Source organism: Mesorhizobium sp. WSM4310, assembly GCF_007003935.1.
Lineage (GTDB): Bacteria > Pseudomonadota > Alphaproteobacteria > Rhizobiales > Rhizobiaceae > Mesorhizobium.
On sequence record NZ_VFTA01000004.1, the window covers coordinates 1 to 15,453 of the forward strand.

A 15,453-nucleotide genomic window follows, 5' to 3' on the forward strand; every position below is an offset into this window, starting at 1 on the left:
ATGGAAGAGAAGCTGCGCTTCGCCATCCGTGAAGGCGGCCGCACCGTCGGTGCCGGCATCGTCGTCACCATCAAAGAATAATCGAGACCGGCCAAAGCCGGATCGACAAGGAAAGGGCGGTCTTCGGGCCGCCCTTTTTCGTTAACGTCGCTGCGTGACATCGGAACCGCGCCTGCCCTGTTGCAAGCGCCATCACGGCAACTAGTATAGGTTGCATTGCGGGAGCTTTGCGAAAGAGTGGTTCCAGGGCGCTGTTTCGGCGAGAAGGGGTGGCAGTTGCGGGCACTGGTCCGTCTCATGCTGTTGGTCCCTGCGGTCCTGCCGGCCCAGGCCCAGGAGCAGTCTCTGGACATCCCGCCGATGCGCTTCGCCGTCGTGCGCAGCAATGCGCCGGGCTGCGAGCCCAATTGTCCGGAATGGATATCGGCTGAAGGCACGATCGCGGCGGGCACGCCGTCACTCTTCAAACGCACGCTCAAAACGTTGAAGGGACGGCAACTGCCCGTCGTCGTCAGCTCGCCCGGCGGCAATGTCGATGCCGCGCTCGCACTTGGCAGGATGATCCGCAAGGCCAAGCTCGATATCGCCGTCGGCGTGACGGTGTTTTCCGGCTGCCAGCCGGAGGCGAAGAATTGCAGCGACAACAAGGGCAAGGGTGCCGACTATTTCGGCATGGCCTTTGACGACGGGGCCATGTGCAATTCGGCCTGTCCGCTGATGTTTTCCGGCGGTGTCCGCCGCGTGGTCGGAGATTTTGCCTATCTCGGCGTCCACCAGATCACCACCACCTACAAGCGCGAGAAGCTGCTCTACCGGACCACCTACCGGATCGTGAACGGCAAGAGGAAGGTCATCAACACCAAGGTGGTCAGCCGGAAAAGTGCCGGCAGCTACAAGACCTACGAGATGAGCAAGGCGGTCGAGAAGACGCTATCGGCCTATCTCAGGGAAATGGGGATAGGCGACGGCGTGCTGGAAATGATGAAGGCCACGCCAGCCAGCGACATCCGCCAGATCGCGCTCGACGACATGCTGACGGTGAATTTGGTGACCAGCCGAGACGCGGCGGATCTGTTGACCTCCGCGAGCCTGTGCGCACTGCAGCAGCCGGCTGCGAACTGCCGGGAGATACCGAGCCCTGCAAACGATGCGACGCCATCGGCCGCTCCGACGGGCAAGCCCCGGGATGTCGCACCGGTTGGAATGGAAACCGCGAAGGCCGGCGCGGACATGCGCTTTGTCGTGGTTCGCGGCAGCAATCCGCTGTGTAATCCCGACTGTCCGGAATGGATCTCGGCGGAAGGCGTGATTACGAGCCAGACACCGCAGAAGCTGCGCCAGTTGCTCGCCACGCTTGGCGAGCGGCGCCTGCCTGTCGTGATCAGCTCACGGGGAGGTGACCTGTCCGGCGCCCTTGCGGCGGGCCGGCTTATCCACGAAAGGAAGCTCGACGTCGCCGTCGGCCGGACCGATTTCGTCGATTGCGACCCAGGGGCATGGAATTGCCTGGCCAAGGAGGGCGCCTATGCCGGTTTGAGCATCGATGCGGGCGTCGAATGCGATACGGCGTGCGCGCTGATGCTTGCCAGCGGCGCGAGAAGGCTTGTCGGTCCCGAGGCGCGGCTCAGCCTGTATCCGATGGGACAGAAGCAGATGGTCAAGGCGTATCTCGAGGAGATGGCGATCGGTCCCGCTCTGTTCAAAGCGATCGCGGAGCGCTCGGCCGAGCGCCGGCTTGAACCGGACATCATGCTGAGGGCGGGACTGATAACGGGGCCGCAATCGGTCGACGCACTGACCGGCGCCACGATTTGCAAAGCTGTTCCCAGGCCCGACAATTGCCGCGGCCTGCCGCCCGCCAATGCGGCGGCCGATGCGCCCGCAAAGCTGTAGCGCGCGGCTTCGGAAACTGGCCATAGAGGCAGGTTGAGCTGCCTTCGATCTTTCCGCTATCGTCGCCGCCGGTGGCGCCGAGGCTGGCGGAGGATCGATGATGAGCCGGGATGTTCCGACACTCTACGAATGGGCCGGTGGCAGCGATGCCCTGAACCGGCTGACGCAGACCTTCTATGACAAGGTGGCAAAGGACCCTGTTGTCGGGCCGGTATTCAAGTCGATGTCGCCGGACCATCCCGCCCATGTCGCGGCCTTCATCGGCGAGGTCTTTGGCGGACCGAAGACCTATAGCGAGAAATTCGGCGGCCACCGCGAGATGGTCATGCATCATCTGGGCAAGCATCTGACGGAAGAACAGCGCCGCCGCTGGATCAACCTGCTCGCCGACGCAGCCGACGAGGTCGGCTTGCCGGACGATCCCGAATTCCGTTCGGCCTTCATGGGCTATATCGAATGGGGATCGCGATTGGCCAAGATGAACTCCAATCTCGGCGAGACCTGCGATCCGGAAACCGAGCCGATGCCTGCCTGGGGCTGGGGCGTGCCTGGCGGGCCGTACACGCCGCCGGAAACAAAGTAGCTTCCATCCGCCTCGGAGTGCGGGCTGATGTCGGACCATTTCAAGACCGGGCGCTGGCGCGAGTGGGACGGCCCCGGTATCGAGCATCGTGAACTGCGTGAGCGCGCAGGGGAGGTTTTTGCCGACTCCGTCGTCATGTGCTCCGGCCAAAGGAGGGCAGACGATATCTCTATGAATCGCGCGTCAGTGACTTCAGGCGCGAACTCGAGATCGACCGCGACGGGCTGGTCGTCACCTATCCCGATTTCTGGCAAAGGGGATGAAGGCGCGTTTGCGTGCAAACCACTCTTTACAGACAGCGCGGAAGCTTTTAGGAAGCCCCTGCTGCGCCGAAGCGCGCACGATACGGGCATAGCTCAGTTGGTAGAGCGGCGGTCTCCAAAACCGCAGGTCGTAGGTTCGAGCCCTGCTGCCCGTGCCATTTCAAAAATGGCCGTCAGAAACGATATTTCCGCGGACCGCCCTTTGAAAATCGGCGACACGCTTGCCATATTAGGCCGATTGGGGCATAAGGACGCCATAGCCGGGACGGAACGACTGGATGGTTCCGAGGCGGCGTTTGGTCATAAAGCGGACACTTGCCACTTGCGTGGATCAAGAATCGGTTTTATGTAGACAGAACAGACACGCGACGCGTGGAGCTGGGAAGCCGGCTTTACGCGTCTGATTTGCATGGGCGAAATGATTGCGCTGATTCGGCGCGAGACTGGGCCCAGGCGGCACGTCCCGGCCAGCGGGATCATCCAGGGGACCCGGCCAACGGGTCTTGAAGACAGAGCGGCATATGGCTTCGAAAACCACAAATCCTTTCGTCTTTCTCCAGCAGGTTCGCTCGGAGACCGCCAAGGTGACTTGGCCGTCGCGGCGCGAAACGATGATCTCGACGGTGATGGTTCTGGCCTTCGCTGTGATTGCGATGATCTTTTTCTTTAGCGCCGATCAGTTGATGGGCCTCGCGATCGAACAGATTCTGGGCATTGGACGCTAAGTCCGGCGACTACGGAGAAGTCTAAAAAAATGGCTGCGCGCTGGTACATCGTCCACGCTTATTCGAACTTTGAAAAGAAGGTCGCCGAGGACATCGAGAACAAGGCCAAGCAGAAGGGCCTGTCCGCCGATATCGAGCAGATCGTGGTGCCGACCGAGAAGGTGGTCGAGGTTCGTCGTGGCCGCAAGGTCGATGCCGAGCGCAAATTCTTCCCGGGCTATGTGCTCCTGAAGGCCAATTTGACCGATGCCGTGTTCTCGCTGGTGAAGAACACGCCGAAGGTCACCGGCTTTCTCGGTGACTCCAAGCCGGTGCCGATCACCGAGGCGGAAGCGCAGCGCATCCTGAACCAGGTACAGGAAGGCGTCGAGCGGCCGAAGCCCTCGGTCACTTTCGAGATCGGCGAGGCGATCCGCGTGTCGGATGGTCCTTTCGCGTCGTTCAACGGCTTCGTCCAGGAAGTGGACGAGGAGCGGGCGCGGCTCAAGGTGGAAGTTTCGATCTTCGGGCGCGCCGTGCCTGTCGATCTGGAATTCGGACAGGTCGAAAAGGGCTGATCCGAAATCCCTGATGCCGGTCTGGCGATCAGGGGAGGCGGTGCGGAAACGCATGGCCTGAGAACGGTGGGAGGCGAATGTGGCTTTAGCCGGCCGCGTGAACCGCACCACCAGACTGCAACCGCCGGTGTTTTCCCTGATGGGGCCGGCATAGACAAAGGCAGGAAAAGAGATGGCTAAGAAAATTGCAGGCCAGCTCAAGCTTCAGGTCTCCGCGGGTTCGGCCACGCCGTCGCCCCCGATCGGCCCGGCGCTTGGTCAGCGCGGCATCAACATCATGGAGTTCTGCAAGGCGTTCAACGCGCAGACCCAGGAAATGGAAAAGGGATCGCCGGTTCCGGTCGTCATCACCTACTATCAGGACAAGTCGTTCACCTTCGTCATGAAGACGCCGCCGGTGAGCTACTTCCTGAAGAAGGCCGCGAACCTGAAGTCGGGCTCGAAGGAGCCGGGCAAGGTCAAGGCTGGCACCGTTTCGCGCGACAAGGTGCGCGAAATCGCGACCGCCAAGATGAAGGATCTGAACGCAAACGACGTCGAGGCGGCCATGCGCATGGTCGAGGGCTCCGCCCGCTCGATGGGTCTGGAAGTGGTGGGCTGAGATCATGGCAAAGATTGCAAAGCGTGTATCGAAGACCCGCGAAGGCATCGATCCCAACAAGGCTTATGCCCTGGGTGAAGCGGTGAAGCTGCTCAAGGACCGTTCCTCGGTCAAGTTCGACGAGACCGTCGAAGTCGCCATGAACCTCGGCGTCGACCCGCGCCATGCCGACCAGATGGTCCGCGGCGTGGTCAACCTGCCGAACGGCACCGGCCGCTCGGTTCGCGTCGCCGTGTTCGCCCGTGGCGACAAGGCCGAGGAAGCCAAGGCCGCCGGCGCCGACATCGTCGGCGCGGAAGACCTGGTCGACATCGTCCAGAAGGGCACGATCGATTTCGATCGCTGCATCGCCACGCCGGACATGATGCCGCTGGTCGGCCGTCTCGGTAAGGTGCTCGGCCCGCGCGGCATGATGCCGAACCCGAAGGTCGGCACCGTCACCACCGACGTCGCCGCCGCCGTCAAGGCATCGAAGGGCGGCGCGGTCGAGTTCCGCGTCGAGAAGGCCGGCATCGTTCATGCCGGCGTCGGCAAGGTCTCGTTCGACGTCAAGGCGCTGGAAGAGAACATCCGCGCCTTCGCCGATGCGGTGACCAAAGCAAAGCCGGCTGGCGCCAAGGGCAACTACGTCAAGAAGGTGTCGGTCACCTCGACGATGGGCCCGGGCCTCAAGCTCGACGTCTCGACGCTCGCTGCGTCCTGATTAAGACCATTTGGATCGGCCGCCGGAAGGCCGATCCGTGACTGAATTCCGGGCCTTGGATTAATCCTGGGCCCGGTGCCGGAAGTCGAAAGGCTTCCGGACATCCTGTCCGAGATTGCAGGCGGCCCAAAAGCCTTAATTCATGTGGGCCTGCATGAGACGGGTGAAGACCCGACAACGGAGCGAATGCTCCAATGAAAGGTTCGAACCGTGTTTGCCTTTTGTCTGCGCATCGCCGGCCTTGCCGTCGGTGTGGCGAAAGGGGGCAGGATCCTCGAGCGTCGTTCGGGAGATCCGTTACTGGATGGCCCGGCCGGCAAAAGGCAACCCGACGCCTGTCCTCGAAATGAGATGTTCTCATTGACGGGATTGGGGTCAACTGGAGATAGGCAGTGGACAGAGCGGAAAAACGCGAACTCGTCACGGGCCTGAACGAAGCGTTCGGAAACGCAGGTTCAGTCGTCGTGGCCCACTATGCCGGTATCACCGTCGCGCAAATGAACGACCTTCGGTCGAAAATGCGCGCCGCCGGTGGCACCGTTAAAGTCGCGAAGAACCGTCTCGCCAAAATCGCTCTTCAGGGCACGGACTCCGCATCGATCATCGACCTGTTCAAGGGACAGACGCTGATTGCTTATTCGGAGGATCCGATTGCGGCGCCGAAGGTCGCGTCCGATTTCGCCAAGGGAAATGACAAGCTCGTCATTCTCGGCGGCGCAATGGGCACCACCTCGCTCAATGCCGACGGTGTGAAGGCACTCGCCACACTTCCGTCGCTCGATGAGCTGCGCGCCAGGCTGGTTGGCATGATCGCCACGCCGGCAACCCGGATCGCCCAGATCGTCAATGCGCCAGCGGCCTCGGTCGCGCGCGTCATCGGCGCTTACGCCCGGAAGGACGAGGCGGCATGAGGCCGTTCCTCGCTATCAAAAACACACGTTCGAACCTAACGAAGGAATACAACAATGGCTGATCTCGCAAAGATCGTAGACGACCTTTCGAAGCTGACCGTCCTCGAGGCGGCCGAGCTGTCGAAGCTTCTGGAAGAAAAGTGGGGCGTTTCGGCTGCTGCTCCGGTGGCGGTTGCCGCTGCTGGCGGCGCTGCCGCTGCTGCTGCTCCGGCCGAGGAAAAGACGGAATTCGACGTCGTCCTCACCGACGCTGGCGCTCAGAAGATCAACGTCATCAAGGAAGTCCGCGCCATCACCGGTCTTGGCCTCAAGGAAGCCAAGGACCTGGTCGAAGCGGCTCCGAAGCCGGTCAAGGAAGGCGTTTCCAAGGCCGACGCTGACAAGTTCAAGGCCCAGCTGGAAGCAGCCGGCGCCAAGGTCGACCTGAAGTAAGCGTAAAAGCGGCGGGCGGCCTCGCGCCGTCCGCCACTCCCTTCGCCTGGAGGGAGGACGCGTAGCGCGAGATGTACGAGAACCTCTTTCCTGAGGGCCGCAAACCGGCCTTCAGGAAACGGGTTTTCTCCCGTTTTAGCCGTCCGCCGAAAGGCGGACGGAGAACAGACAGAGAGCCGCCGCCCAGGCGGTTCGGTATGCAAGGCGGACCGCGGCGAGGTTCGTCCCGAGTTTAGAGCTAAGGAGCGACGATGGCCCAGACCCAGACTTTCAATGGCCGCAGACGCGTACGCAAGTTCTTCGGAAAGATTCCGGAAGTTGCGGAGATGCCGAACCTGATCGAGGTTCAGAAGGCATCCTATGACCAGTTCCTGATGGTGGACGAGCCCAAGGGCGGCCGTCCGGACGAGGGGCTGCAGGCTGTTTTCAAGTCGGTCTTCCCGATCTCCGATTTTTCCGGCTCCTCGATGCTGGAGTTCGTGAAGTACGAGTTCGAAGGACCGAAATTCGACGTTGACGAATGCCGTCAGCGCGACCTGACCTATGCCGCGCCGCTGAAGGTGACGCTGCGCCTCATCGTGTTCGATATCGACGAGGATACCGGCGCCAAGTCGATCAAGGACATCAAGGAGCAGGACGTCTACATGGGCGACATGCCGCTCATGACCTTGAACGGCACCTTCATCGTCAACGGCACCGAGCGCGTCATCGTCTCGCAGATGCACCGTTCGCCGGGCGTCTTCTTCGACCACGACAAGGGCAAGTCGCACTCGTCGGGCAAGCTTCTGTTTGCCGCGCGCGTCATTCCCTATCGCGGCTCGTGGCTCGACATCGAGTTCGATTCCAAGGACGTAGTGCACGCCCGCATCGACCGCCGCCGCAAGATTCCGGTGACGTCGCTGTTGATGGCGCTCGGCATGGATGGCGAAGAGATCCTGTCGACCTTCTACAACAAGATCAGCTATGTGCGCGCCGGCGACCACTGGCGCATTCCGTTCAACGTCGAGCGTTTCCGCGGCCTCAAGGCCGTCGGCGATCTGGTCGACGCCGATACGGGCGAGATCGTTGTCGAGGCCGGCAAGAAGATCACCGCCCGCCAGGCGCGCCAGCTCGGCGAAAAGGGCCTGAAGGCGATCAAGGCGACCGACGAGGATCTGCTCGGCAACTACCTGGCCGAGGACATCGTCAATTACGCCACCGGCGAGATCTTCCTCGAAGCCGGCGACGAGATCGATGAAAAGACGCTCAAGGTGCTGCTTGGCACCGGCGAGCAGGAGATCAAGGTTCTCGACATCGACCACGTCAATGTCGGCGCCTATATCCGCAACACGCTCAACGTCGACAAGAACGAGAGCCGCCAGGACGCGCTGTTCGACATCTATCGTGTCATGCGCCCGGGCGAGCCGCCGACGCTCGAGACCGCCGAAGCCATGTTCAACTCGCTGTTCTTCGATAGCGAGCGCTACGATTTGTCGGCTGTCGGCCGCGTCAAGATGAACATGCGGCTCGAACTCAAGGCCGAGGACACCGTGCGCGTGCTGCGCAAGGAGGACATCCTGGCCGTGGTCAAGACGCTGGTCGAACTGCGCGACGGCAAGGGCGAGATCGACGACATCGACAATCTCGGCAACCGCCGCGTGCGTTCCGTTGGCGAGTTGATGGAGAACCAGTACCGCGTCGGCCTGCTGCGCATGGAGCGCGCGATCAAGGAGCGTATGTCCTCGATCGAGATCGACACGGTGATGCCGCAGGATCTGATCAACGCCAAGCCGGCGGCCGCCGCCGTGCGCGAGTTCTTCGGTTCCTCGCAGCTGTCGCAGTTCATGGACCAGACCAACCCGCTGTCGGAGATCACCCACAAGCGTCGTCTTTCGGCGCTTGGACCGGGCGGTCTGACCCGCGAGCGCGCCGGCTTCGAAGTGCGCGACGTGCACCCGACGCATTACGGCCGTATCTGCCCGATCGAGACGCCGGAAGGCCCGAATATCGGTCTGATCAACTCGCTGGCCACTTTCGCGCGCGTCAACAAGTACGGCTTCATCGAAAGCCCGTACCGCAAGATCGTCGACGGCAAGCTCACCAATGACGTCGTCTATCTCTCGGCGATGGAAGAAGCCAAGCACCATGTCGCGCAGGCCAACGCCGAGCTCGACAAGAATGGCGGCTTCGTCGACGAGTTCGTCATTTGCCGCAGCGCCGGCGAAGTGATGATGGCGCCGCGCGAAAACGTCGACCTGATGGACGTGTCGCCCAAGCAGATGGTGTCGGTGGCCGCGGCCCTGATTCCGTTCCTGGAAAACGACGACGCCAATCGCGCTCTGATGGGCTCGAACATGCAGCGTCAGGCCGTGCCGCTGGTGCGCGCCGAGGCGCCGTTCGTCGGCACCGGCATGGAGCCGGTCGTTGCCCGTGACTCAGGCGCCGCCATCGGTGCCCGCCGCGGCGGCATTGTCGACCAGGTGGACGCGACGCGTATCGTCATCCGCGCAACGGAAGATCTCGATCCGGGCAAGTCCGGCGTCGACATCTACCGGCTGATGAAGTTCCAGCGTTCGAACCAGAACACCTGCATCAACCAGCGTCCGCTGGTGCGCATGGGTGACCGGGTCAACAAGGGCGACATCATCGCCGACGGTCCGTCGACCGAGCTCGGTGATCTGGCGCTCGGCCGCAACGTGCTGGTCGCGTTCATGCCGTGGAACGGCTACAACTACGAGGACTCCATCCTGCTCTCCGAGCGCATCGTCGCCGACGACGTCTTCACCTCGATCCACATCGAGGAGTTCGAGGTCATGGCGCGCGATACCAAGCTTGGTCCGGAGGAAATCACGCGTGACATTCCCAACGTTTCGGAAGAAGCGCTGAAGAACCTCGACGAAGCTGGCATCGTCTATATCGGCGCGGAAGTGCAGCCGGGCGACATCCTCGTCGGCAAGATCACGCCGAAGGGCGAAAGCCCGATGACGCCCGAAGAGAAGCTTCTGCGCGCCATCTTCGGCGAAAAGGCTTCCGACGTGCGCGACACTTCGATGCGCATGCCTCCGGGCACTTTCGGCACCGTCGTCGAGGTGCGCGTGTTCAATCGCCACGGTGTGGAGAAGGACGAGCGCGCCATGGCAATCGAGCGCGAGGAGATCGAACGCCTCGCCAAGGACCGTGACGACGAGCAGGCCATCCTGGACCGCAACGTCTACGCGCGTCTTTCCGACGTGCTCGTCGGCAAGGAAGCGATCGCTGGACCGAAGGGCTTCAAGAAGGGCTCGACGCTGTCGAAGGATACGCTCGACGAGTATCCGCGTTCGCAGTGGTGGCAGTTTGCCGTGGAGAACGAAAAGCTCCAGAGCGAACTGGAAGCCCTGCGTGGCCAGTACGATGACTCCAAGAAGGCGCTCGAGCAGCGCTTCATGGATAAGGTCGAGAAGGTCCAGCGCGGCGACGAAATGCCTCCGGGCGTCATGAAGATGGTCAAGGTCTTCGTCGCGGTGAAGCGCAAGATGCAGCCGGGCGACAAGATGGCCGGCCGTCACGGCAACAAGGGTGTCGTGTCGCGCATCGTTCCGGTCGAGGACATGCCTTTCCTCGAGGACGGCACGCATGCCGATATCGTGCTCAACCCGCTGGGTGTGCCGAGCCGCATGAATGTCGGCCAGATCCTGGAAACGCATCTCGGCTGGGCCTGCGCGGGCATGGGCAGGAAGATCGGCGAACTGATCGACACGTACAAGGCGGCCGGCGACATCAAGCCGCTGCGCAAGACGCTCGAGAGCTTCATGCCGGCCAATGACCGCAACGAGCCGATCCGCGAGTATGACGACGAGAGCATTGTTCGCCTCAGCGAGCAGATGCGCCGCGGCGTCTCGATCGCGACCCCGGTGTTCGACGGTGCGCACGAGGCTGACATCAACATCATGCTGGAGCAGGCGGGCCTGCACACCAGCGGTCAGTCGCAGCTCTATGACGGACGCACGGGCGAGCCGTTCGATCGCAAGGTGACGATGGGCTATATCTACATGCTCAAGCTTCACCACCTGGTGGACGACAAGATCCACGCGCGTTCGATCGGTCCGTACTCGCTCGTCACCCAGCAGCCGCTGGGCGGCAAGGCGCAGTTCGGTGGCCAGCGCTTCGGTGAAATGGAGGTCTGGGCGCTGGAAGCCTATGGCGCCGCCTACACGCTGCAGGAAATGCTGACGGTGAAGTCGGACGACGTCGCCGGCCGCACCAAGGTCTACGAGGCGATCGTGCGCGGCGACGACACGTTCGAGGCCGGCATTCCGGAGAGCTTCAACGTGCTCGTCAAGGAAATGCGGTCTCTCGGCCTCAATGTCGAGCTGGAGAACACCAAGCTCGACGACGCCCCGGTTCGGCTGCCCGACGCGGCTGAGTAAAGGCTAGAGCGCGCCGCACGAAGTTGCGGCGCGCCAAAGGAATTCGACGGCCGGTGGCCGACAAAGACGGCGGGCGTTTGGCCCGCGACTAGATGCAAGGGGTTTTCGAGGACCCCGAAAAGGAGAACGGCATGAACCAAGAGGTCATGAATCTCTTCAATCCGCAGGCGCCTGCGCAGGTGTTCGATTCCATCCGGATCTCACTGGCCAGCCCTGAGAAGATTCTGTCCTGGTCGTTCGGCGAGATCAAGAAGCCGGAGACCATCAACTACCGCACCTTCAAGCCGGAGCGTGACGGTCTGTTCTGCGCGCGCATTTTTGGCCCGATCAAGGACTATGAGTGCCTGTGCGGCAAGTACAAGCGCATGAAGTACAAGGGCGTCATCTGCGAAAAGTGCGGCGTCGAAGTCACGCTGTCGCGCGTCCGCCGCGAGCGCATGGGCCATATCGAGCTCGCCGCTCCCGTCGCCCATATCTGGTTCTTGAAGTCGCTGCCCTCGCGCATCGGCACGCTGCTCGACATGACCCTGAAGGACATCGAGCGCGTCCTTTACTTCGAGAACTACATCGTCACCGAACCCGGCCTCACCGCGCTGAAGGAGCACCAGCTGCTCAGCGAGGAAGAGTACATGATCGCCGTCGACGAGTATGGCGAGGATTCGTTCACCGCCATGATCGGCGCCGAGGCCATTCATGACCTTCTGGCCGGCATGGATCTGGAGAAGATCGCCGGCGACCTGCGTTCGGAACTGGCTTCGACCACCTCCGAGCTGAAGCAGAAGAAGTATCTGAAGCGGCTCAAGGTCGTCGAGAACTTCATGGAATCCGGCAACCGTCCGGAATGGATGATCATGAAGGTGGTTCCGGTGATCCCGCCGGACCTGCGTCCGCTGGTTCCTCTGGACGGCGGCCGTTTCGCGACGTCCGACCTGAACGATCTCTATCGCCGCGTCATCAACCGCAACAACCGCCTGAAGCGGCTGATCGAGTTGCGTGCGCCCGGCATCATCGTGCGCAATGAAAAGCGCATGCTGCAGGAAGCTGTCGACGCACTGTTCGACAACGGCCGTCGCGGCCGCGTCATCACCGGCGCCAACAAGCGTCCGCTGAAGTCGCTTTCCGATATGCTCAAGGGCAAGCAGGGCCGGTTCCGGCAGAACCTGCTCGGCAAGCGCGTCGACTATTCCGGCCGCTCGGTCATCGTCACCGGTCCGGAGCTCAAGCTGCACCAGTGCGGCCTGCCGAAGAAGATGGCGCTCGAACTGTTCAAGCCCTTCATCTACGCCCGTCTCGACGCCAAGGGTTACTCCTCGACCGTCAAGCAGGCCAAGAAGCTGGTAGAGAAGGAGCGTCCGGAAGTATGGGATATCCTCGACGAGGTCATCCGCGAGCATCCGGTGCTGCTCAACCGCGCGCCGACGCTGCACCGCCTCGGCATCCAGGCGTTCGAGCCGATCCTGATCGAAGGCAAGGCGATCCAGCTGCACCCGCTGGTCTGCACGGCCTTCAACGCCGACTTCGACGGCGACCAGATGGCTGTCCACGTGCCGCTGTCCCTGGAAGCGCAGCTTGAAGCCCGCGTGCTCATGATGTCGACCAACAACATCCTGCACCCGGCTTCCGGCGCGCCGATCATCGTGCCGTCGCAGGACATGGTTCTGGGTCTCTACTATCTCTCGATCGTCAACCAGAACGAGCCGGGCGAGGGCATGGTGTTTGCCGATATGGGCGAACTCCAGCACGCGCTCGAGACCAAGGCGGTGACCCTGCACGCCAAGATCAAGGGTCGCTTCCGCACGGTCGACGCCGAAGGCAAGGTCGTGTCGAAGATCCATGACACCACGCCTGGCCGCATGATCATCGGCGAGCTTCTGCCGAAAAACGTCAATGTGCCTTACGAGACCGCCAACCAGGAGATGACCAAGAAGAACATCTCCAAGATGATCGATACCGTCTACCGCCATTGCGGTCAGAAGGAGACGGTCATTTTCTGCGACCGGATCATGGCGCTCGGCTTCGCTCACGCCTGCCGTGCCGGCATTTCGTTCGGCAAGGACGACATGCTGATCCCGGACAGCAAGATCAAGCTGGTCTCCGACACCGAGGCTTTGGCCAAGGAATACGAGCAGCAGTACAATGACGGCCTGATCACGCAGGGCGAGAAGTACAACAAGGTCGTCGACGCCTGGGCCAAGTGCTCGGAAAAGGTCGCCGACGAGATGATGGCCCGCATCAAGGCGGTGGAGTTTGAAGACAACGGCCGTCAGAAGCCGATGAACTCGATCTACATGATGTCGCACTCCGGTGCGCGTGGCTCGCCCACCCAGATGCGCCAGCTCGCCGGCATGCGCGGCCTGATGGCCAAGCCGTCGGGTGAAATCATCGAGACGCCGATCATCTCGAACTTCAAGGAAGGCCTGACCGTGCTCGAGTACTTCAACTCGACCCACGGCGCCCGCAAGGGTCTGGCCGACACCGCCTTGAAGACGGCGAACTCGGGTTACCTCACCCGCCGCCTAGTCGACGTGGCGCAGGACTGCATCGTCAACTCCGTGGATTGCGGCACCGACAAGGGCCTCACCATGCAGCCGATCGTCGATGCCGGCCAGGTCGTCGCTTCGGTCGGCCAGCGCGTGCTGGGCCGCACCGCGCTCGACGACATCAACCATCCGGTGACCGGCGACCTTCTGGTCAAGGCCGGAACGCTGATGGACGAGCGCGACGTGGAGCAGATCGAAAAGGCCGGCGTCCAGTCGGTCCGCATCCGCTCGGCACTGACCTGCGAGGTCAGGGTCGGTGTGTGCGCGGTCTGCTACGGACGCGATCTGGCGCGCGGCACCCCGGTCAACCAGGGTGAAGCCGTCGGCGTCATCGCGGCGCAGTCGATCGGCGAGCCGGGCACCCAGCTCACCATGCGTACCTTCCACATGGGCGGTACCGCGCAGGTGGTGGATAGCTCGTTCCTTGAAGCCTCCTATGAGGGCAAGGTCGAAATCCGCAACCGCAACGTGGTGCGCAACTCCGACGGCCAGCAGATGGTCATGGGCCGCAACATGGCGGTGCTGATCCTCGACGAAGCCGGCAAGGAGCGCGCCACGCACCGTGTCACCTATGGTTCGCGTATCTTCGTGGACGATGGCGACAAGGTGAAGCGCGGCCAGCGTATTGCCGAGTGGGATCCCTACACCCGCCCGATCCTCACCGAAATCGAGGGCAAGGTGGCGTTCGAGGATCTGGTCGACGGCATCTCCGTCCAGGAAACGGCCGACGAGTCGACAGGCATCACCAAGCGTGAGGTCATCGACTGGCGTTCGACGCCGCGCGGCAACGATCTGAAGCCGGCGATCGTCGTTCAGGACGGCAAGGGCAAGGTCGGCAAGCTGTCGAAGGGTGGCGATGCCCGCTTCCTGCTCTCGGTCGAGGCCATTCTCTCGGTCGAGCCGGGTGCGCAGGTTCGTCCCGGCGACGTGCTGGCGCGTATCCCGATGGAAAGCGCCAAGACCAAGGACATCACCGGCGGTCTGCCGCGTGTTGCCGAGCTGTTCGAGGCACGTCGTCCGAAGGATCACGCCATCATCGCCGAGATCGATGGCACGATCCGCTTCGGCCGCGACTACAAGAACAAGCGCCGCATCATCATCGAGCCGCATGACTCCACGCTCGAGCCGGTCGAATACCTGATCCCGAAGGGCAAGCCGTTCCATCTCCAGGACGGCGACGTCATCGAGAAGGGCGACTACATCCTCGACGGCAATCCGGCGCCGCACGACATCCTGGCGATCAAGGGCGTGGAGGCTCTTGCTTCCTACCTCGTCAACGAGATCCAGGAAGTCTACCGCCTGCAGGGCGTGTCGATCAACGACAAGCACATCGAGGTGATCGTTCGCCAGATGCTGCAGAAGGTCGAGATCACCACGCAGGGCGACTCGACCTACATCCCGGGCGACCACGTCGACGTGATCGAACTGGAAGAGGTCAACGAGCGGCTGATCGAGGACGGCAAGAAGCCGGCCGAAGGCCAGCCGGTGCTGCTCGGCATCACCAAGGCCTCGCTGCAGACGCCGTCCTTCATCTCGGCCGCCTCCTTCCAGGAGACGACCAGGGTGCTGACGGAAGCCGCGGTTGCCGGCAAGACCGACATGCTGCAGGGCTTGAAGGAAAACGTCATCGTCGGCCGGCTGATCCCGGCCGGTACGGGCGGCACGATGAGCCAGATCCGGCGCATCGCCACCTCGCGCGACGAACTCATCATCGACGAGCGCCGCAAGGCCTCCGGGGTGGAAGTGGCCGAGCCGATGCTGGCCGATATGACAACCGCCGCGCAGTAGGCGCGGCGGCAATAATCTCAGGCAACAGAAGCCGTCGGGGCAACCCGGCGGCTTTTTCCTTTCAGCGAA

General features: G+C 62.4%; 11 protein-coding genes, 1 tRNA gene and 1 pseudogene. All 13 read left to right on the forward strand.

The features are described from left to right. Window positions 1-81 (forward strand): annotated as a pseudogene (locus FJV80_RS06315) (elongation factor Tu); the annotation flags it as partial. A 216-nt stretch (window positions 82-297) separates the two neighbouring features. After that, a complete protein-coding gene (locus FJV80_RS06320; protein WP_246688910.1) occupies window positions 298-1,893 on the forward strand; it encodes a hypothetical protein in 1,596 nt (531 codons plus the stop codon). A gap of 100 nt (window positions 1,894-1,993) precedes the next feature. After that, the gene (locus tag FJV80_RS06325) at window positions 1,994-2,476 is read left to right on the forward strand and encodes a group II truncated hemoglobin (RefSeq protein WP_095770855.1); all 483 of its coding nucleotides are present in this window, start codon (window positions 1,994-1,996) and stop codon (window positions 2,474-2,476) included. 137 nt (window positions 2,477-2,613) lie between these two features. Further along, window positions 2,614-2,739, forward strand: a complete 126-nt coding sequence (locus FJV80_RS34925) for a putative glycolipid-binding domain-containing protein (protein WP_245317925.1) — start codon at window positions 2,614-2,616, stop codon at window positions 2,737-2,739. Window positions 2,740-2,821: 82 nt separating this feature from the next. Next, window positions 2,822-2,897, forward strand: a tRNA-Trp gene (locus FJV80_RS06335). A gap of 363 nt (window positions 2,898-3,260) precedes the next feature. Continuing rightward, entirely contained in the window at window positions 3,261-3,464 is a 204-nt protein-coding gene (gene secE / locus FJV80_RS06340) for a preprotein translocase subunit SecE (RefSeq protein WP_010909260.1), read from the forward strand. Window positions 3,465-3,493: 29 nt separating this feature from the next. After that, a complete protein-coding gene (nusG, locus tag FJV80_RS06345; protein WP_010909261.1) occupies window positions 3,494-4,021 on the forward strand; it encodes a transcription termination/antitermination protein NusG in 528 nt (175 codons plus the stop codon). A gap of 172 nt (window positions 4,022-4,193) precedes the next feature. Next, window positions 4,194-4,622, forward strand: coding sequence for a 50S ribosomal protein L11 (gene rplK, locus FJV80_RS06350; protein WP_010909262.1), 429 nt, complete (start codon window positions 4,194-4,196; stop codon window positions 4,620-4,622). A gap of 4 nt (window positions 4,623-4,626) precedes the next feature. Further along, window positions 4,627-5,325: a 50S ribosomal protein L1 gene (rplA, locus tag FJV80_RS06355; RefSeq protein WP_142875923.1), complete on the forward strand. Its 699-nt coding sequence runs from the start codon at window positions 4,627-4,629 to the stop codon at window positions 5,323-5,325. 392 nt (window positions 5,326-5,717) lie between these two features. Next, window positions 5,718-6,236 carry a 50S ribosomal protein L10 gene (rplJ, locus tag FJV80_RS06360; protein ID WP_019857958.1) on the forward strand — a complete coding sequence of 173 codons (519 nt, stop codon included), beginning with the start codon at window positions 5,718-5,720 and terminating at the stop codon, window positions 6,234-6,236. Window positions 6,237-6,290: 54 nt separating this feature from the next. Then, window positions 6,291-6,668, forward strand: a complete 378-nt coding sequence (rplL, locus tag FJV80_RS06365; RefSeq protein WP_010909265.1) for a 50S ribosomal protein L7/L12 — start codon at window positions 6,291-6,293, stop codon at window positions 6,666-6,668. A gap of 251 nt (window positions 6,669-6,919) precedes the next feature. Next, the gene (rpoB, locus tag FJV80_RS06370) at window positions 6,920-11,056 is read left to right on the forward strand and encodes a DNA-directed RNA polymerase subunit beta (protein WP_095770228.1); all 4,137 of its coding nucleotides are present in this window, start codon (window positions 6,920-6,922) and stop codon (window positions 11,054-11,056) included. Between the two features lie 131 nt (window positions 11,057-11,187). After that, window positions 11,188-15,384, forward strand: coding sequence for a DNA-directed RNA polymerase subunit beta' (rpoC, locus tag FJV80_RS06375; RefSeq protein WP_095770854.1), 4,197 nt, complete (start codon window positions 11,188-11,190; stop codon window positions 15,382-15,384). Window positions 15,385-15,453: the final 69 nt, after the last annotated feature.